Genomic DNA, 18,715 nt, shown 5'->3' with positions numbered 1-18,715 from the left:
CCCGCAACCGAACGCCTCGCTCCCCTGCCCTGCCTGCGCAAGGGAGGAACCCGCGTTCTCTACGCCGTCCGGCGACGCAGCTCCTCCAGATAGGTCTCGGCGGGGTCGGGCGCATTGCCGCGATAAGGCTCCACCCTGACGACACAGGTATGTGCCGAACAGCCCTGACCGAAGCGCGACGTGCCGATGTCCAGCGTGAGCACGTTGGGATTGCCCGACAGTTCCGGCCCGTCATCCGGCGACGTGAGCCAGGAGCCGGTCGGCAGGAAGACGACACCCTGCGCGATGCGTCCCGTCACCTCCGCCGTGGCAAGACAGGCGCCGCGCGTGTTCCACAGACGCACGGCGTCGCCATCGCCGATATCCAGCGCTTCCGCGTCCTCGGGGTGGATCCGCATCCGCTCGCGCCCCGACCGCTTCCCAGCGCGACTGGCGGCAGCGCTTTCAAGCTGGCTGTGCAGCCGCCCCTCCGGCTGGCCCGAGATCAGGTGAAAGCCTTGCGCTCCGCCCCCAAGCCACTCGGCAGGCGGCAGCCAGGCCGGATGGGCGCGGCAATCCTCGTAGCCAAGCTCGGCGAGCCGCTTGCTCCCCAGCACGATGCGTCCGCTCTCCGTAGGCAGGCGGTGCGTCTCGGGATCCGCGCGGAACGCGGCGAGATAGACATGGTCCGCCTGCACGGGAACGCTGGTGGTTCCTGCCTCCCAAAAGGTATCGAAACCGGGCATTTCGTGGCCGAAGCGGGTCGCCGCGTCGGCGCGCGCCTCCTCATAGAGATGCCGGATCCAGCCCATCTCGTCCCGCCCTTCGGTGAAGGCCGCGCCGACCCCCAGCCGCCCGGCAAGCGCCGCGAAGATGTCGTAGTCGTTCCGTGCCTCGCCCAACGGCGGGATGGCCTGCTTCATCGCGGCCAGGATGTCCGATCGCCGGTTGCCCGCCAGATCGTTCCGCTCGATGGAGGTGGTTGCCGGCAGCACCAGATCCGCCCGGAGCGCGGTCGCCGTCCACATCGGATCCTGCACGATGACCGTCTCCGGCCGCTGCCAGGCCAGCGCCAGCCGGTTGAGGTCCTGATGATGGTGGAACGGGTTGCCGCCCGCCCAGAACACCAGCCGTGTTTCGGGGTAGCGATAGGTCCGGCCTTCGTAGTCGAAAGGCTCACCGGGTTTTTCGAGCAGATCGGTGATCCGCGCGACCGGGATGAAGCTCGTGTTCGGCTTGCGCCCCTGGCTGATCGCGGGCGAGCGCGAGACGGCAAACGGCGCGCCTACCCCCCCGAGCGAGCCGTAGCCATAGCCGACCCCGCCCCCCGGCAATCCGATCTGTCCGATGACCGCCGCCAGCCCCAGCGCCGCCCAGAACGGCTGCTCTCCATGATGCGCGCGTTGCAGCGACCAGCTCACCGTCAGCATGGACCGCGTCCGCGGAAGCGCCGCCGCCAGCGCCCGGATCGCGCCCGCGTCCAAGCCGGTGATCGCGCCCGCCCATTCGGCATTCCGGGGCACGCCGTCCGCGCCCTTCAGATAGTCGAGATAGACCTCCGACCCGCTCGTGGCGCGGGCAAGGAAGTCCCTGTCCTCGCCCCCCGCCAGAACGATCTCCCCCGCCAGGCCGAGCATCAGCGCGGTATCGGTATTGGGCCGGATCGGCCACCATTCCGCGGGCACCCAGGCCGGCAGATCATCGCGGGAAGGAGAGACGAGCACGATCCGCACCCCCCGCTCGACCATCCGCGCGAGATATCCTTCCAGCCGGTGCGCGCCGATGCCACCCGCTTCGTTCTGTGCCGTCCGCGGCGTCAGCGCGCCGAAGACGACGAGCGTTTCTGTGTGCTCCGCCACGCTGTCCAGCGTGTTGGCCCTGCCCGCGCAGGCATCCTCCGAGCCGAGGACATGGCGCAGGATCACCGGCCCCGCCGCGACAGAGTAAGTATCTACATGCCCCGTGTAGCCGCCGACGAGGTTCAGCATCCGCTTCAGCAGGCTCGGCGCATGGTGGAAGCGGCCGCAGGATGTCCAGCCATAGGAACCCGCAAAGATCGCGTCATTGCCATGGTCCAGCCGCACCCGGTCGATCTCTCCGGCGGCAAGCGTCAGCGCCTCGTCCCAGTCCAGCGGCACAAACCGCTCGCGTCCGCGCCCGAGACCATCGGGAACCCGGCCCGCCCGCTTCGCCGCAAGCCAGCCCTCCCGCGCCATGGGGCGCAGGATGCGGCGCTCCGGCTTTGCCCAGTCCGGCACCGAGGCGATGATGGGCGAGGGCGAGGGATCGTCGCCATAAGGTTCCACCCCCACGATGCGCCCACCACCGACCCCGCCATCTACAAGGATCGAATAGGTGCCCCAGTGGCTGCAATGCGGCACGCGGCGAATGGCGTCTGTCATGGTTGGCCCCCGTTGGATCCCGCAGCCCTGCGGGTGCGACGACCATAACCCCGCCAAGCGCCGCCGCAAGGGGCCCCCATGACAACCGCCATGACAACCGGCACGACAACACCATGACAATCGTCGCTCCATGACGAAGGGATCCCGCTGCGCGCGCGACAGGAGCACCGCGCAGCGATCCGCCTTGAAAACGGCACGCCCTCGCCGCACGCCAGTTCAGGGTTGCACCACCCGCAAGGGTTGAACGCGCGCGCGCCGATGATTCTCCGTCCGCCCGTCCCGCCGCAGCCCTTGGCGGCAACCCCTTCCACGCGGCCCATGCGGGGCGAGCGTACTCGCGCCAGTCTCCTGCGCCGGAACCCCGGGAGGGGCTGTGCCAGCGCGCCACGGAGGCAAAGGCGTTTCGATGACAAGCCGCTCCTCGCAGATCGCCCTCGCGCGGATCACCGAATTGAGGACACGAGAGGATGTGGCCGACCCGAGTCCGCCGGAAGCTGTCCTGCCCGGCGGCGGTGGATTTTCTGGTATGTGGAAAGGCCAGACCCTTGAGGCAATCACGGAAACCATTGGCAGGCCGATGAAAAAGACTTGAAGCGCCATGCCCGGCAACCGGAAGGTCGGCCCGGGTTCGCCGGAAATGAATGGATTTTCGGCCGGATTGGTCACCTCGCGAACGATTTCAGCGCCATCGCAGAATTGGAAAGCCTTTTCCGCAGCCTGTTAAGCCCGGTTCAGACAGCAACCGTGCTTCCCGGAACCCCGCAGCATCCTTCAAACACGCAGCGCGTCCAATCGGAACGGGAAGGCGGTTGAGCACTCGCGCTCCTCCTGCAAGGCCCCGGGAAGCGGCGCGCTCCTCCCCGGGGCGGCAGCAGGCGGGCGAAGCCGAGTTCGGCCCGGCCCGAAGGCAGTCCGCTGGCTCTAGCAGGCTGCCGTAAAAGTCCTGACTGTCATACTCTGGAAACTGGCAAATCGGCTCCCGGATGACCAGAACCGCGTCAATTTCCGGCTGTATTTCGTCAGATGCGAATGATCTTCGCCTCAATGCAGACCTGAAAGCCTTTTCCAGCAGCCTGCTAAAATCCCTCAAGAACGATCTTGCCGCGCGCGGTGCCGCTCTCGATCTTGGCATGTGCCGCTTTCAGATTGGCAGCGTTGATCGGTCGCATGACCTCCGTCACCGTGGTGCGAAGGCGACCGGCGTCCACCATGTCGGCGACTTGCGTCAGCAGCTTGCCCTGCTCTCCCATATCCGGCGTCTGAAAGACGGCGCGCGCGAACATGGATTCCCAGTGGACCGACACCGCCTTCGGCTTGAACAGCAGGATGTCGAACCCGACCGGATCGTCGATCAGCCCGTAGCGGCCCTGCGGCGCGATGGCCTCTGCCGCCTCCGCCGCATGCGCGCCGCTCTGGGTGATGGAGAAGACCCATGCAGGCGCGCCGATCCCCAGTGCCTCCACCTGCGGGGCAAGCCGCTGGCGGTGGTCGATCACGTGGTGCGCGCCGAGTTGCCGCACCCAGTCCTGCGTCTCGGGGCGGGAGGCGGTGGCAATGACCGTCACATCCGTCAGTGCGCGGAGCAGCTGGATGGCGATGGAGCCGACGCCCCCCGCCCCGCCGATGATGAGGATGGCATTCGCCGCCCCCGGCACGGGACGGCGCACGTCCAGCCGATCGAAGAGCATCTCCCACGCCGTGATCGCGGTCAGCGGTAGCGCCGCGGCCTCCGCCATCGACAGGCTGGCAGGCTTCCGCCCGACGATCCGCTCATCGACCAGATGGAACTCCGCGTTGCTCCCCTGACGGGTGATGGAGCCGGCATACCAGACCTCGTCCCCCGGTTTGAAGGCGGTGACGGCCGCCCCCGTCTCCACCACGCGGCCGACGGCATCCCAGCCCAGCACCTTCCAGCCGTCGCCCCCGGCTCCGGCCCGCCGCCGCACCTTCGTGTCGAGAGGGTTGACGGAGACCGCCGCCACTTCCACCAGCAGATCGTGCGGGCCGGGTACGGGCCGGGGCAGCTCGATATCCTGCAACGCGTCCCCCCGGTCGATGGCGCCCGGCTCCCGGTATCCAATGGCTTTCATCGGCTTGTCTCCCTCTCGCATCCGCCCCTCCGGCGTCGGGCGACAGTGCCGCCGCAACCCCGCGAAGGCAAGCCGCACAGTAGCTGAGACCGCCCCTTGCACCCGCGAAAAGCCAATGGGCATTGCATTCTCTGCCGCAGGAGGGCATGGGGAACGCAAGCTGCGCCCTCCCCCGTGCCTCTGGCCCCGCGACGAGGCGCGGCGCACGACCCGTGCCGGGGAAGACCTCCCCGCGCGACACGACCGGAGGAGGAGAGACGATGACCATCACCCTGAACCGCCGCCAGACGCTGATCGGCCTGGGCGCGCTTGGCACCGCTGCAGCGGTCGGCCTGCCCGCGCGGGCAGCCCAGACACGCAATCTTGCCGTCCTGCACCTTGCCAGCCACGCGCCGAGCTTCATCGCCTTCGAGCGCGGCTACTACAAGGACGCGGGTCTCGACATCGAGCTGAAATTCTTCGAGGCGGCGCAGCCCATGGCGGTCGCCATCGCCTCCCGCGATGCCGATTTCGGCGTCACGGCGATGAGCGGCGGGCTCATCAGCCTTGCCGAGAAGGACGCGATCAAGGTGATCGGCGGCGCGCTGTCGGAGGAGAAGGGCCTTGTCGGCAACGTCATCCTCGCCTCCAACAAGGCGCATGAGGCAGGGCTGACCGATCCTTCCAAGCTCGGGGGCCACAGCTTCGGCATCACCACGGCGGGGTCGTCCTTCCACTTCATGGCGCACAAGATCGCACAGGCCAACAACATCCCGATGGACGAGATCCAGCTCCGCCCGCTCCAGAAGCTCGGTGCCATCGTGGGCGCGCTCTCCACCGGGCAGATCGACGCCTGGGCCATTCAGCCGAACGTCGCGCGCAAGATGATCCGGGAGAATGCGGCCCAGCAGATCGGCCTCGTCTCCGATTACGCGCCCGATTACCAGGTGACGACCGCCTTCACCTCCACCCGGAACGCGGCGGAGGAGCGGGCGATGACGGAGGCTTTCGTCGCCGCCTATTCCCGCGCGATCGCCGATTACAACGCGGCCTTCGTGGACAATACCGCGACGGAGGAGGAGCGCGACGCGCTGGCCCGGATCGTTCACAAATATGTGGAAAGCGACAGCCCGTTCGACACGGCGAAGCAGAACCTGATCGACGGCGCGATGCGGATCAACCCGGGTCTCGCGCTCTCGCTCGGAAGCTGCGTGGAGCAGCTCAACTGGTTCAGGTCGGAGGGCATGGTCAAAGACACCGTGACCGAAGCGCAGCTGTTCGATACCAGCTACGTCAAAACGCTCTGACCCGCCATGGACCTGAAGCTCGACCAGATCAGCCATTCCTACGGGCCGGTGGAGGTGTTGCGCGACATCTCCCTGGAGATACCGGAGGGACAGATCCTCTGCCTCATCGGGCCCTCCGGCTGCGGCAAGTCGACGCTTCTGCGCTTCCTCGGCGGGTTGGAGCGGCCCACGTCCGGGCAGGTGCTCCAGATCGGGGCGCCGCCCGCGGGATCGCTGAACCCCCTCACCTACGTGTTCCAGCACTTCGCGCTGCTGCCGTGGCGGAGCGTGGAGGGCAACATCCGCCTCGTGCTGGAGGATCATCGCCTGCCCCGCCGGGAGGTGGAGGAGATCGTGACCGACGTGCTCGCCCGCACCCGGCTCAGCGATTTCCGCAAGGCGCTGCCGAAGCAGCTTTCCGGCGGGATGCGCCAGCGGGTCGCCATCGCGCGGGCGCTGGCCGTCCGCCCGGCCGTCATGCTGATGGACGAGCCGCTCTCCGCGCTCGACAGCCAGACGCGCGAATTGCTGATGGACGATCTCGTCACGCTCTGGACACGTCAGCCCTTCACCTCCGTTTACGTGACGCACAACTTGAACGAGGCGGTGCGGCTCGGCCACCGGGTCGTCGTCCTCTCCCGCCGCCCCGGCCGGATCCGGGAGATCGTGGAGATCGACACCCCCCTCGCTGACCGCCGCTTGGGCGATCCCGCGCTGGAGGCCAAGCAGCAACAGCTGTGGTCGCTCATGCGCGATGAGGCCGCCGCCGCTGACAAGGAGCTGGTCAATGGCTGATCCGACCCGCCGCCCGACGACCGTGCCGATGCCTGACATCGACGGAGCCACCGACCACAGCGCCCCGAACCCGCAGCCCGCATCCGCGCCGAGAGTATTTGCGCCCGCAGCAGCACGGACAGACGCGCCCTCCTCCGCCGCGTTGCAGGCCGCGACATCCTCCGAACCTGCGCCTCATACTGCCACGGCGGGCGCGGGCTCCGATACGCCAACCGCGATCCCGGGCCGCTCCGGCACTGCGGCGGCAGAGACCCGGCCCGTCCCGTTTCGCGGCGGCGGCTTCGCGCCCATGCCAGTGCGCGGCGTGGCGCTCGCCCTCTTTGCGCTCATCCTCCTGCTGGCCGAAGTCGGCACCCGCACGGGCGTCATCTCCAGCCTCACCCTGCCCCGGCCCTCCGCGGTGCTGGAGACGCTGGTGCAACTGTGGCAGAGCGGAAACCTCTGGCGTCACCTGCTGCCCTCGCTCCACCGTCTGTTCGTGGGGGCGAGCCTCGGCATCGTCGTGGGCGTTTCCGTCGGCGTGATGATCGGGCTGTTCAGCTATGTCCGCGCCGGGCTGGTCCCGCTGGTGGCCGCGCTGTTCCCGATCCCGAAGATCGCCCTGCTCCCGCTTTTCGTGATCTGGTTCGGCATCGACGAGACATCGAAATACGCGCTGATCGCCTTCGGCACCTTCACTCCCACGGTGGTGGCGACCTATGGGGCGGTGGATAACGTGGACCGGTCGCTCATCCGCATGGGGCAGAGCTTCGGCCTGTCATGGTGGTCGATCGTGCGCAAGATCGTGCTGCCGGGCGCCTTCCCGGCCATCCTCTCGGGGCTTCGGGTATCCATCTCCATCGCCATCATCCTGCTGGTCGCGGCGGAGATGCTGGGCGCGCAATACGGCATCGGCTCCTATATCCTCGAAGCCGGGTCGCTCTACGATCTGGAGAAGCTCTTTGCCGGCGTCACGATCCTGTCGCTCATGGGGCTGATCGTGAATTTCGTCATCGGCCTGATCGAGAAGCGCTTCCTTGCCTGGCGCTGAGCCTGGCGCTGACGGGATCTGCGGTTGAACCCGCTCCGGCTTCTCTGATACCTCCCCTCCTTCGCGCCGCCACGGGAGACAGAGATGCCGACGCTTGCCATCGACTTCGGGACATCCAATTCCGCCGTCGCCATCCTGACGCCGGAGGGGCTGCGCCGCCTGCCGCTCGAAGCGGACAGCGACACCCTGCCCACCGCCGTGTTCTTTCCCGCGCGGGGCGGCGCGATGAAGATCGGCGAGGCGGCGGGCGAGGCGTTGATCGCCGGAGAGGAAGGGCGCTACATGCGCGCGCTGAAAAGCGTCCTCGGCACCGCGCTGTTCCATGACTCCCGGCTCATCGGAGGGCGGCGCCGCACGCTGGCCGATGTCGTCACCGCCTTCCTCTCGACCGTGAAGGAGCGGGCGGAGGCCGACCTCGCGGCCTGTTATGCCGCGGCGGGCTTCACCTCCGTCCGTTTCATGCCGGAACCCGAGGCCGCGGCCCTCTCCAGCCACGGGCTTGGCGCCACGGGGAAGGTCGGTCTGGTCGTCGATATCGGCGGCGGCACGTCCGACTTCTCCGTCTACCGGATGGAGGACGGAAGGCTCCGCATCCTTGCCAGCCACGGCATTCGGCTTGGCGGCACGGATTTCGACGAATCCGTCTCGCTCTCCCATGCGATGCCTGAACTCGGCCACGGCAGCAGCCTGCGGCGGGAGATCGGACCGGGCACATTGCCCATGCCGAACGCGCTCTATGTCGATCTGGCGACGTGGAGCCGCATCCCCTTCGTCTATACGCCGGAGAACCGCCGGGAGGTCGCGCGGATGGTCCGTCTCGCGACGGAGCCGGAGAAACTGGAGCGTCTCTCTGCTGTGCTGGAGGAGGAGCTGGGCCACGAACTCGCCTTCGCGGTAGAGCACGGCAAGATCGCCGCAAACGGGCCGGAGGGTGCGGGCGTCATCGACATGGGCATGATCGAGCGCGGCCTTGCCCCCGTGGTCACCGGCGCCTCGTTGGACAAGGCGCTCGAAAATCACCGCGCCGAACTGGCCAGAGCCGCGGCAGACACGCTGCATCTCGCCGGCATTGCGCCGGAAAGCGTCGGCACCGTCATCCTCGTCGGCGGCTCCAGCCTCATGCGCCTTGTGGCGGAGGAGGCCCGCCGCCTGTGCCCCGCCGCCCGCATCGAACGCTCGCATGCCTTTACGGCGGTGGTGGATGGCCTCGCCCTCGCCCTCGCGGAAGAACCCGTCGCCTGACGGCCTTTCTCGCGGGCGGGATCGCGCTATCCTGCATGGCAAGTAAAACGCGAGGGACAGAGATGACGAACGGCGATCGGATCGCGGCAGCCGCCGACAGGCGAATGCACCGCCAGACGAGGGCTGGACGATGACGCCGCCGTCCGTTCAGCGGGCCAGCTTCGTCACCCTGATCGTCCTTGTCACCATCGCCTTCGCCTGGCTCCTCCTGCCCTATTACGGCGCGGTGCTCTGGGCGGTGATCCTCGCCATCCTGTTCAATCCGCTGCAACGCTGGCTCACGGCGAAGCTCAACCAGCGTCGCGGCTATGCCGCTCTGGGCAGTCTGCTCGTCTGCGTCTGCATCGTGGTGATTCCGGGCGTCATCATCCTTGGCCTTCTGGCGGCGGAGGCGGCCAGCCTCTACCAGCGGCTTTCCAGCCAGCAGATCGATTTCAGCGAAGTCTTCAACACCTTCCGCGAAAGCATGCCCGATTTCGTCAACCGGGCGCTGGAAGGGCTTCAGATCGGCAGCCTGGAGGACATCCAGCAGCGCGTGACCTCCTTCCTTGCCAGCGCGAGCCAGACCATCGCCACCCGTCTGGTCTCCATCGGGCAGGACACGCTCCAGTTCACGGTGAGCCTGGGCGTCATGCTCTACGTCCTGTTCTTTCTGTTCCGCGACGGGCCGGAAATCGTCAGCCAGCTCCGCCGCTCCAGCCCGCTCAATCCCAAGCACACCGAATATATCGGCAGCCGTTTCGCCTCCGCGGTGAAGGCGACGGTGAAGGGCAACCTCATCATCGCGCTCGTTCAGGGGGCGATAGGCGGGGTCACGCTCTGGCTCATGGGGGTGGAGGCCGCGTTGCTGCTGGGTGTGGTGATGGCCGTGTTCTCGCTCCTGCCCGCGGTGGGGGCAGCACTCGTCTGGGGGCCGGTCGCCGTCTATTTCTTCATGACGGGAGATTATCTCAAAGGAGCGCTGCTGGTTGGGGTCGGCGTCTTCGTCATCGGGCTGGTGGACAACCTGCTCCGGCCGCCGCTGGTGGGCAAGGATCTGCGGATGCCGGACTACATGGTGCTGGTCTCGACGCTGGGGGGGCTCGCACTTTTCGGGATGAACGGTTTCGTCATCGGCCCGCTGATCGCCGCGCTCTTCATCGCGGTCTGGTCGCTTTTCAGCGGTGATGACCGGGCGGAGACAACGGCTGAGGAGTAGCGGAGCGGATTAGCGGCTCCGCATCAGCATCCCGTAAAGATCGCGCGGATCGTCGGGATCGGCCAGCAGGTCCAGATCCTGACGCATTCCAAGCGCGCCGGACTTCTCGTAAACGTAACGCAGGGCCGAGAAATCCTCGATCGCAAAACCCACACCATCAAAAAGCGTGATCTGCGCGGCCTCCCGGCGCCCCGGCGCTGCGCCCGTGATGACCTGCCACAGCTCGGTGACGGGGTGGTCGGGGTCGAGCTGCTGGATCTCCCCCTCCACCCGCGTCTGCTCCGGGTGCTCCACAAAGATGTCGGAGCGCAGCAGGATGTCGCGGTGGAGTTCCGTCTTGCCGGGACAATCTCCGCCGATGGCGTTCAGATGCACGCCCGCGCCCACCATGTTATCGGTCAGGATGGTCGCATATTGCTTGTCCGCCGTGCAGGTGGTGATGATCTCCGCGCCCTCGATTGCCGCCTCCGGCGTATCGCAGGCAGTAACGTGGAAGCCCTGTTCCACCAGATTGGCACGGCACTTCCGCGTCGCCGCGGGGTCTATGTCGTAAAGCCGCAGCGTGTCGATGCCGAGCACGGCCCGGAAGGCCAGCGCCTGAAACTCCGATTGCGCCCCGTTGCCGATCATCGCCATGGTCCGGGCGCCCTTCGGCGCCAGATACTTCGCCGCCACCGCCGATGTCGCCCCGGTCCTGAGCGCCGTGAGCAGCGTCATCTCCGACAGCAGGACGGGATAGCCGTTGGAGACCTTCGCCAGCAGCCCGAAGGCGGTCACCGTCTGCAGGCCCTCCCGCGTGTTCTTGGGATGGCCGTTGACATACTTGAACCCGTAGAGTTCGCCGTCGGACGTGGGCATGAGTTCGATCACCCCCACATCCGAATGGCTGGCCACACGCGGCGTCCGCTCGAAACCCTCCCAGCGCCGAAAGTCCTCCTCGATCGTCCCGGCGATGCCGGTCAGCATCGGTTCCACGCCGATGGCATGGACGAGCCGCATCATGTCGGCCACGGAGACAAAGGGAACGAGCGCGCGGGGAGAGGGAGCAAGGGTCATGTCAGATCATCCGAAACTGCGGGTCGGGCGGTCGAACACCTTCCGACCCATGAGGCTGGCGACGAGATCGACCATCAGCCGCGCCGTGCGGCCCCGGTCATCGAGGAAAGGATTGAGTTCGACAAGGTCGAGCGAGGTCACGAGGCCCGACTCATGCAGCAGCTCCATCGCGAGATGCGCCTCGCGGAAGGTCGCGCCGCCGGGAACCGTGGTGCCGACTGCGGGCGCTATGGAGGGGTCGAGGAAATCGACATCCAGCGAGACATGGAGCAGCCCGTTCTCCGCCCGGACCCGGTCCAGAAACTCGGACAGCGGCGCCACGATGCCCCGCTCGTCCAGCACCCGCATATCGTTGATCGCGATATCATGCCGGAGGAGGGCGGCATGTTCCGCGGGATCGACAGAGCGGATGCCGAACAGGCAGATCCGCTCCGCCGGAATGGGCGCGGGGAACGGCGGGAACGGCCCGAACCCGTCACGTCCGGCGATATAGGCCACCGGCGTGCCGTGGAGATTGCCCGACTCGGTCGTCTCCAGGGTGTGAAAGTCCGAATGCGCATCCAGCCACAGCAGAAACAGCGGCCGCCCCGCCGCTTTCGCATGGGCGGCGACCCCTGCCACCGATCCGAGCGCGAGCGAATGGTCGCCCCCCATCACGATGGGAAAGCCCTCGCCCATCGCCTCCTCCACCGCGGCGGAAAGCGCGGCGGTCCAGGCGATCGTCTCGGGCAGGGAATGCACGGCGGCATTGGCCACGCTGACCGGCGCGGGCGCGGCGGGAACGACATCGCCACGGTCCACCACGGTCCGGCCCAGATCCTCCAGCGTCCGGGAAATGCCCGCGACGCGATAGGCCGCCGGCCCCATCAGGCAACCGGCGTTCTTCTGTCCGCTGTCGATAGGCGCTCCGATCAGGATGCAGGGTTTCGCCACGAGCAGTCTCCTTCCGCTTTTCTGTATATGGTAACGGGGTGATGGCAATTTCCGCTGTAAATTTGCGCGAAACGCGTGCACAACTGTCCATCTTGATTACTATAATCGCCAGTATGGGCATGGACGATATCGACCAGCATATCCTTGCGGCGCTCCGGCGCGACGGGCGCGCCTCGCATTCGGAGATCGCCGCGGCGCTCACCCTGTCGCGGGCGACGGTGAGGGCGCGGATCGACCGCATGGTGGCGCGGGGCGACATCGCCGGTTTCACGGTGCTCACGCGGGCCGATGTGACGCAGGCACCTGTCCGGGGCCTCATGCTCATCGGGATCGAGGGGCGCGGCGCGGACCGGATCACGCGGCGGCTCCTCGGCATGGCGGAGGTGCAGGCCGTCCACTCCACCAACGGACGCTGGGACATCGTGGCGGAGATCGGCACGGAGACGCTGGCCGAGCTGGATGAGGTCATCGCCCGCATCCGCCGTATCGAAGGCGTGACCACCAGCGAAACCAACCTGCTGCTCTCCACGCGCCGTCCGCTGAGTTCGCGCTGACCGGAGGGCTGAGCGGAACGCAGGCAGGACAACGGAACCGCCAGCGCGGCTCACGCGATCCAGCGCGGCAACACCACCCTCGGCACGGGGGCAAGGCGCACAAGCCGCCCCGAATTCGACCCGATGAAGACCTTCAGCAGCGGCCCATACACGCTCGACCCGATGACCAGCAGTTCCGTCTCCTCCCAGCCCACGTCGTCCAGCGCCTCCTGCCAGCCCGCCCCGCGCCCGATCCGCGTCTCCAGCGGCACGGGCGATGTCCAGCGCTCCCGGATCGCTGCGTGAAGCGCCTCGGCATGGCGGCGGAACTCCCCGCTGACGAGGTGCTCCGCGTGATAGCCCGCCCCCGTCGGATACATCTGGTTCGCCCGCGTCACGAAAGTCAGCACTCGGAGCGGCAGCGACAGCGCCGCCGCCACCACGCCCGCCCGCTCCGCGATGGAATGGGCGGCCTCCGTCGCGGGCACGGCACAACTCACGCGCCGAAGCGCGACACCCGGGAGAAGCCCGCCGCGCGGGGCCAGCGCCACGGGGACGCCCGCCCCGTGCAGCACTTCCGTCGCAGTCGGACCCTCTGCGAAACGTCCCGGCGGGGCGGAGGCGGCAGACCCCAGCACCACGTAATCCGCGCCGATATCCCCCGCCGTAGCCAGCAGGCCCTTGGCGGCGGAGGGAGCGGTCCGCGTGACGAATTCCGCTTCCAGCCCCTCGGGGAGAAGCGCGCGCGCTGCCTCCTGGGTGCGGTCTGCATGTTCGCGCAGGAAACGGGCGTATTCGTAATCCACCCGCGCGGATGAGGGCGTCGTCCAGCCCTCTGCCGCGATGGTGCAGACGACCATCCGCCCCCCGGAAGCCTGTGCCATGATGCCCGCCAGCCCCAGCGCCTCGCGCCCGCCGTCATCGGCCGAAAGACCCACGAGAAGCATCATTCCCCCGTCTCCGTCCCCTGCTGCTCGCGCTCCAGCCGCGAATGGCGGACGGAATAGGTGAAGTAGAAGATCGTCGCCAGCGTCCCCCAGATCGCCGTCAGCTCGAACACGATCCATGAAAGGTTCGCGATGAGGTAAAGGCAGCAGCAGATGGACAGGATCGGCAGCACGGGAAAGAACGGCACCTTGAACCCCCGCGGCGCATGGGGGTTTCGGTAGCGCAGGATAATGACGCCGAGCGACACCACCGTGAAGGCGATCAGCGTGCCCATGCTCGTCATGTCCCAGAGCACCGCCGCGGGAACGAACGCCGCGACCAGCGCCACCAGCGTGGCCACGATGAAGGTATTGGCCACCGGCGTCATGGTGCGCGGATCGACGCGGTGGAAGATCGGCGGCAGCATCCCGTCCCGCGACATGGCGAACAGGATCCGCGTCTGGCCGTAGAGCACGATCAGCGTCACCGAAAAGACGGAGATCACCGCCCCCGCCGACAGCACGATGGCCGGAACACGCGATCCGGTGATGTTCTGAAGGATGAGCGCCAGCCCCGCTTCCTGCCCCTCGAACTGGTCGGGAGCCTGCGCCCCGATCGCCGTGAAGGCGACGAGCACGTAGAAGGTGATCACGATCAGCAGCGCGCAGATGATCGCCAGCGGCAGGTTCCGGCGCGGGTTCTCCACTTCCTCCCCCGCGGTGGAAACCGCATCCAGCCCGACGAAGGTGAAGAAGATGGAACCCGCCGCCGCGCTGATCCCGCCAAAGCCGTGGGGCGCGAAGGGGGTCATGTTGTCGGCGTTGAACGCCGTCAGCGCGATGGCGATGAAAAGCACCAGAACGCCAAGCTTGATGACAACCATGATCGCGTTGAGCCGCGCCGATTCCTTTGCCCCCCGGACCAGCAGCAGCGCGCAGAGAAACACCAGAACGGCCGCGGGCAGGTTGATCAGCCCTTCGCCGCCGAAGCGCAGGTCATAGCCATCCGCCAGCAGCGGCGCCGACAGCATCCAGCGCGGCAGTTCATGACCCGTCACGTTCCAGATCAGGTTGTGCAGATACTCGCTCCACCCCACCGACACGGCAGAGGCGGAGATGCCGTATTCCAGCACCAGACAGGCGGCCACCAGAAAGGCGGTCCCCTCGCCGAGCGTCGCATAGGCATAGGAATAGGACGACCCCGACACCGGGATCATCGAACTCATCTCCGCATAACAGAGCGCCGTCATCCCGGCGGTGACGCCCGCCAGCAGGAAGGAGATGAGCACGGCAGGCCCGGCGACCGGCACCTGCTCGCTCAGCACGAAGAAAATCCCGGTGCCGATGGTCGCTCCCACCCCGAACATGATGAGCTGAAAGAGCGTGATGGACCGCCCGAGATGTTCGGACCCTGTCTTTTCGCCGTCGATGGTCGGGTCGATGCTTTTCGTCCGGGTCAGTCGCCGGAGCAGGGGCACGGATGCGGCCATGCTGTGTCAGTCCCTCGTCAGCGCCGCGCCCTCTGCGGCTTGTCCTTGGAAAGTAGGCTCTGTTGGAGAGTAGCGCGGCGCGGCCTGCCTGCGACAATTCATTCGCATTCCAGCGCACGAACCCTTGCGCCGTGGCCGCGGCACTGCATGTGAAGGGGAAGATACGGCGGGGCGCGGGCCAGCGGACCGGATGGTAAAAAATGATGACGTTTGCCGCTTCCCCTCCCGCGGCGAACATTGTTTCCCGTGGCCCCCGCCCTGTCGCGACAGGATCGGGCCGGGGCGGGGCAAACGCGCCCGTTCTCCCCGCGGCATCCCGTCCCTCCGTCGCGCCTCGGCCCTGCCCGGCATTGCAGCGGGAGGAGTTACGATCTATCCCCCGCCGACCGGCTGATGGCCGGACAGTCCGAAACCCGAAGGGAAAAGCGATGGCACCGACCGACCACCCGGCAGACAGCACGACAGCGGCAGGCGCCGCCATCGTGTTCGACGCGGTCGGCAAGTCCTATCCCAAGCGCGGCAGCGGGACCGTCACCGCACTGGAGGACGTGAGCCTGACCGTCGCGCCCGGCGACATCACCGGCATCATCGGCCGCTCCGGCGCGGGGAAATCCACGCTGCTGCGCATGGTCAACGGGCTGGAACGCCCGACGACGGGCCGGGTGCTGGTCGGCGGCCGGGACGTGGGCGCGGCCAGCAATGCCGAGCTGCGCCAGATCCGGCGCGAAGTGGGCATGATCTTCCAGCACTTCAACCTGCTCGCCTCCCGCACGGTGTTCGACAACATCGCCCTGCCGCTGGAGATCGCCGGAACCCGTCCCGCAGAGATCGCGCCACGGGTGAACGAGCTGATCGACCTCGTCGGCCTTGGCGACCAGCGGAGCCGCTATCCCGCCGAACTCTCGGGCGGGCAGAAACAGCGGGTGGGCATCGCCCGCGCGCTGGCCACCCGCCCCAAGGTGCTGCTCTCTGACGAGGCGACCTCCGCCCTCGACCCGGAGACGACGCGCACGGTGCTGGCGCTGCTCTCCGACATCAACCGGGAACTGGGTCTGACGATCCTGCTCATCACTCATGAAATGGCCGTGGTGCGCGACATCGCGAGCCATGTGGCCGTGCTCGACAAGGGCCGCCTCGTGGAGACGGGGGAAACCTATGCCGTCTTCTCCCGCCCCGCCCATGCCACGACGCGCTCCTTCCTGACAGGCATCACCGGGGTCGCCCTGCCCCGGTTCATCGCCGACCGCATCCGGCCCGAGGCCGGAACCGGCGCGGCGGAGGAGGTGATGCAGATCACCTTCACCGGCAGCCATGCGACGGACCCGATGCTCGCCCGCCTCACAGTGGAGCTTGGCGTGCCGGTAAACATCCTCGCCGGCGCGATCGAGGAGATCGGCCCGCATCCTTTCGGCAGCCTCATCGTCTCCGTTCCGGCGGAGCGGGGGGAGGCATCGCGCGGCTTTCTTGAATCCCACGGACTACTGACGGAGGTGCTGGGCTATGTCTCCCGTGCTGATCAACCTTCTCTATGAGTCCACGCTGGAGACGCTCTACATGGTGGCGATGTCCACCGTGTTCGGCACGCTCGTCGGCTTGCCGCTCGGCGTCTTCCTCGCCACGTCGCGGCGGGGGGAGATCCTGTCCTCTCCGGCGGTGAACGGGGTGCTGGGGCTCATCGTGAACGCGACCCGCTCGGTGCCGTTCATCATCCTCGTCGTGGCGATCATCCCCCTCACGCGCGCGCTCGTCGGCACATCCATCGGCACCACCGCGGCCATCGTGCCGCTGACGATCGCCGCCGTACCCTTCATCGCGCGGCTGGTGGAAACCGCGATCCGCGAGATCGACAGCGGCCTGATCGAAGCCGCCCGCGCCATGGGCGCAACCCCCCTCCAAATCATCCGCAAGGTGCTGATCCCGGAGGCGTTGCCGGGGATCACGCTCGGCCTCACTCTCGCCGTGGTCAGCCTCATCGGCTATTCGGCCATGGTGGGCGCGGTGGGCGGCAAGGGGCTGGGCGATCTCGGCATCCGCTACGGCTATCAGCGCTTCATGCCTGAGGTGATGCTGGTCGTCGTCATCATCCTGATCGTGCTCGTGCAACTCGTGCAGACGGTGGGGGAATTCATCGCCGCCCGTCTCGACAAACGCGCCGCAAAGAACCGCGGCCGCTGATTTCACACGCAAGAGGTATTCCCATGCTGCGTCTCACAACCTTCGTCTCCGCCCTCGCGCTTTCGGCGGTCGCCGCCTTCGCCACCGACATCAAGGTCGGCGTGTCTCCGGGCGAACATGCCGAGATCATGGAAGAAGTCGCGAAGGTCGCGAAGCCCAAGGGGCTGAACATCGAAGTGGCCGAATTCTCCGACTACGTGGTGCCGAACCAGGCGCTGGCCGATGGCGACCTGAACGCGAACTCATTCCAGCACCAGCCCTATCTCGACAACCAGATCAAGGACCGCGGCTTCGATCTTGTCTCGGTCGCCAAGACGATCACCACGCCCATGGGCATCTATTCCAGCAAGCTGAAATCGCTCGATGAGCTGAAGGACGGCGCCAAGATCGCCATCCCGAACGATCCCACCAACGGCGGGCGGGCGCTCCTGCTGCTTCAGGATCTGGGGCTGCTCAAGCTGGCGGATGGCACGGGCCTTGTGCCGACCGTGCTCGACGTGACCGAGAACCCGAAGAAGTTCACCTTCCTCGAACTGGACGCGGCGCAGCTTCCCCGCTCGCTGCCCGATGCGGACGTGGCGATCATCAACACGAATTACGCGCTGGCTGCCGGTCTGAACCCCAAGACCGACACCATCGCGCGGGAAAAGGCCGAAAGCCCCTATGCCAATGTCATCGTGGTCCGCCGGGCCGATGAACATGCCGACTGGCTGCCCGCGCTGATCGAGGCGTACCACTCGCCGGAGATCAAGACCTTCATCGAGGAAAAATACCACGGCTCGGTCATCACCGCCTGGTAATCTCTCCCCGGTTTCCTCCCGGAAATCCCGCGGCCGGGGGCCTCATGCCTCCGGTCCGCCTGGCTCCCCTGTGAACGCCGTCGCGCTCCGATCCGCCTCTCTCGGATTGAGGCTGCATATCCCTCGGTCTGATCCACGAAGCAGGTTCCTCCGTGTGCGCGCGGCCCTACCCCCGCGGGGCGATCGACGCACCCGCAGACCGGGCTCCTCCGCTCGCGGCTCTGGATCGACGCTGCTCGTCCACCCAGCACCGAAGCGTTCCTCCGCACACGCGCGGTTCTGACGTACGGTCCTCTTCACTCATTCCAGACGCAGGGGTTCTCCCGCGCGCGCGGCCCTAACCGGCGCGTGTGCGACTTGCTGCCGGGGGTTCCTCCGCGTGTGCGCGGGGCTCTGCCCGACCTTACGCGCATACTCCTTGCCAATCAGAAGGGTTCCTCCGCGCGCGCCTCTGCCTTGCGGCCTCTCCCAATGTGCAAGTCATCGGTGGGTTCCTCCGCGTGCCCGCGCTCGGCTCCCTGCTTCCCTCGGCTTCGTGATAGCACACCCGGCCTTCCGCAGCGGATGCGCCCAGCCTGGACATCCGACCTCGCACATCCGGCCAGCAGTCCAGTTCCACCGTGCTTTCCACCAGTCCCTGAAAAGCCCGCGACAGCCGTTGCTGCCGCCTCCTCAAGTCACCACGCCGCACTAAAGCCGACAAGTAACGCGCCGGTCCGTCCAGCGGGCGTCCAACCTTGATGCTCACCCCCCTTTGCACAACCCGAAGGTCACGCCACACCGACCTGCCGACCTGCCGAC

At 67.2% G+C, this 18,715-nt stretch carries 17 protein-coding genes; 11 read left to right on the top strand and 6 right to left on the bottom strand.

Annotated features, from left to right (window positions below; translation table 11 throughout):
* Positions 1–59: 59 nt before the first annotated feature.
* On the bottom strand, positions 60–2,381 hold the full coding sequence (locus CDV49_RS02260) for a molybdopterin-dependent oxidoreductase (RefSeq protein WP_088213959.1): 2,322 nt from the start codon (positions 2,379–2,381) through the stop codon (positions 60–62).
* A 406-nt stretch (positions 2,382–2,787) separates the two neighbouring features.
* On the opposite strand from CDV49_RS02260, the gene CDV49_RS02255 reads away from it, so the two are divergent.
* Together CDV49_RS02255 and CDV49_RS02250 are read left to right on the top strand one after the other, a co-directional pair.
* The gene (locus CDV49_RS02255; protein ID WP_088213958.1) at positions 2,788–2,973 is read left to right on the top strand and encodes a hypothetical protein; all 186 of its coding nucleotides are present in this window, start codon (positions 2,788–2,790) and stop codon (positions 2,971–2,973) included.
* A complete protein-coding gene (locus CDV49_RS02250; RefSeq protein WP_088213957.1) occupies positions 2,970–3,194 on the top strand; it encodes a hypothetical protein in 225 nt (74 codons plus the stop codon). The genes CDV49_RS02255 and CDV49_RS02250 overlap by 4 nt, the downstream gene beginning before the upstream one ends.
* A gap of 263 nt (positions 3,195–3,457) precedes the next feature.
* Here the strand turns inward: CDV49_RS02250 and CDV49_RS02245 are convergent, their stop codons facing one another.
* Positions 3,458–4,471 (bottom strand): zinc-binding alcohol dehydrogenase family protein, encoded by a 1,014-nt coding sequence (locus CDV49_RS02245; protein ID WP_088213956.1) that lies wholly within the window; start codon positions 4,469–4,471, stop codon positions 3,458–3,460.
* A gap of 260 nt (positions 4,472–4,731) precedes the next feature.
* Between CDV49_RS02245 and CDV49_RS02240 the strand changes: the two genes are divergently transcribed.
* From CDV49_RS02240 to CDV49_RS02220, 5 genes are all read left to right on the top strand, one after another.
* Entirely contained in the window at positions 4,732–5,757 is a 1,026-nt protein-coding gene (locus CDV49_RS02240) for an ABC transporter substrate-binding protein (protein ID WP_088213955.1), read from the top strand.
* A gap of 6 nt (positions 5,758–5,763) precedes the next feature.
* Complete coding sequence (locus CDV49_RS02235) at positions 5,764–6,531, top strand: ABC transporter ATP-binding protein (protein ID WP_088213954.1); 768 nt, start codon at positions 5,764–5,766, stop codon at positions 6,529–6,531.
* Between the two features lie 289 nt (positions 6,532–6,820).
* Entirely contained in the window at positions 6,821–7,561 is a 741-nt protein-coding gene (locus CDV49_RS02230) for an ABC transporter permease (protein ID WP_088214175.1), read from the top strand.
* A gap of 84 nt (positions 7,562–7,645) precedes the next feature.
* Positions 7,646–8,803 carry an Hsp70 family protein gene (locus CDV49_RS02225; RefSeq protein ID WP_088213953.1) on the top strand — a complete coding sequence of 386 codons (1,158 nt, stop codon included), beginning with the start codon at positions 7,646–7,648 and terminating at the stop codon, positions 8,801–8,803.
* Positions 8,804–8,933: 130 nt separating this feature from the next.
* Entirely contained in the window at positions 8,934–10,001 is a 1,068-nt protein-coding gene (locus tag CDV49_RS02220) for an AI-2E family transporter (protein WP_088213952.1), read from the top strand.
* Positions 10,002–10,010: 9 nt separating this feature from the next.
* Here the strand turns inward: CDV49_RS02220 and CDV49_RS02215 are convergent, their stop codons facing one another.
* Both CDV49_RS02215 and rocF read right to left on the bottom strand, forming a co-directional pair.
* The gene (locus tag CDV49_RS02215) at positions 10,011–11,057 is read right to left on the bottom strand and encodes an ornithine cyclodeaminase (protein ID WP_088213951.1); all 1,047 of its coding nucleotides are present in this window, start codon (positions 11,055–11,057) and stop codon (positions 10,011–10,013) included.
* 6 nt (positions 11,058–11,063) lie between these two features.
* A complete protein-coding gene (rocF, locus tag CDV49_RS02210) occupies positions 11,064–11,990 on the bottom strand; it encodes an arginase (RefSeq protein ID WP_088213950.1) in 927 nt (308 codons plus the stop codon).
* Between the two features lie 119 nt (positions 11,991–12,109).
* On the opposite strand from rocF, the gene CDV49_RS02205 reads away from it, so the two are divergent.
* The gene (locus CDV49_RS02205; RefSeq protein WP_088214174.1) at positions 12,110–12,544 is read left to right on the top strand and encodes an Lrp/AsnC family transcriptional regulator; all 435 of its coding nucleotides are present in this window, start codon (positions 12,110–12,112) and stop codon (positions 12,542–12,544) included.
* A gap of 50 nt (positions 12,545–12,594) precedes the next feature.
* On the opposite strand, the gene CDV49_RS02200 is transcribed toward CDV49_RS02205, so the two are convergent.
* The gene (locus tag CDV49_RS02200) at positions 12,595–13,473 is read right to left on the bottom strand and encodes a universal stress protein (protein ID WP_088213949.1); all 879 of its coding nucleotides are present in this window, start codon (positions 13,471–13,473) and stop codon (positions 12,595–12,597) included.
* Positions 13,470–14,939 carry an amino acid permease gene (locus tag CDV49_RS02195; RefSeq protein WP_088213948.1) on the bottom strand — a complete coding sequence of 490 codons (1,470 nt, stop codon included), beginning with the start codon at positions 14,937–14,939 and terminating at the stop codon, positions 13,470–13,472. The genes CDV49_RS02200 and CDV49_RS02195 overlap by 4 nt, the downstream gene beginning before the upstream one ends.
* 428 nt (positions 14,940–15,367) lie before the next feature.
* On the opposite strand from CDV49_RS02195, the gene CDV49_RS02190 reads away from it, so the two are divergent.
* From CDV49_RS02190 to CDV49_RS02180, 3 genes are read left to right on the top strand one after another with little or no spacing between them, the layout of a single operon-like run.
* Positions 15,368–16,471, top strand: a complete 1,104-nt coding sequence (locus CDV49_RS02190; protein WP_088213947.1) for a methionine ABC transporter ATP-binding protein — start codon at positions 15,368–15,370, stop codon at positions 16,469–16,471.
* The gene (locus tag CDV49_RS02185; RefSeq protein ID WP_088213946.1) at positions 16,440–17,114 is read left to right on the top strand and encodes a methionine ABC transporter permease; all 675 of its coding nucleotides are present in this window, start codon (positions 16,440–16,442) and stop codon (positions 17,112–17,114) included. The genes CDV49_RS02190 and CDV49_RS02185 overlap by 32 nt, the downstream gene beginning before the upstream one ends.
* 23 nt (positions 17,115–17,137) lie before the next feature.
* Positions 17,138–17,914 (top strand): MetQ/NlpA family ABC transporter substrate-binding protein, encoded by a 777-nt coding sequence (locus CDV49_RS02180; RefSeq protein WP_088213945.1) that lies wholly within the window; start codon positions 17,138–17,140, stop codon positions 17,912–17,914.
* Positions 17,915–18,715: the final 801 nt, after the last annotated feature.

Origin of the sequence: Haematobacter genomosp. 1, from assembly GCF_002196855.1 — a bacterium.
GTDB lineage: Bacteria > Pseudomonadota > Alphaproteobacteria > Rhodobacterales > Rhodobacteraceae > Haematobacter.
The sequence above is the reverse complement of the archived record's forward strand: the minus strand, read 5'-3'. Positions and strand labels throughout refer to the sequence as shown.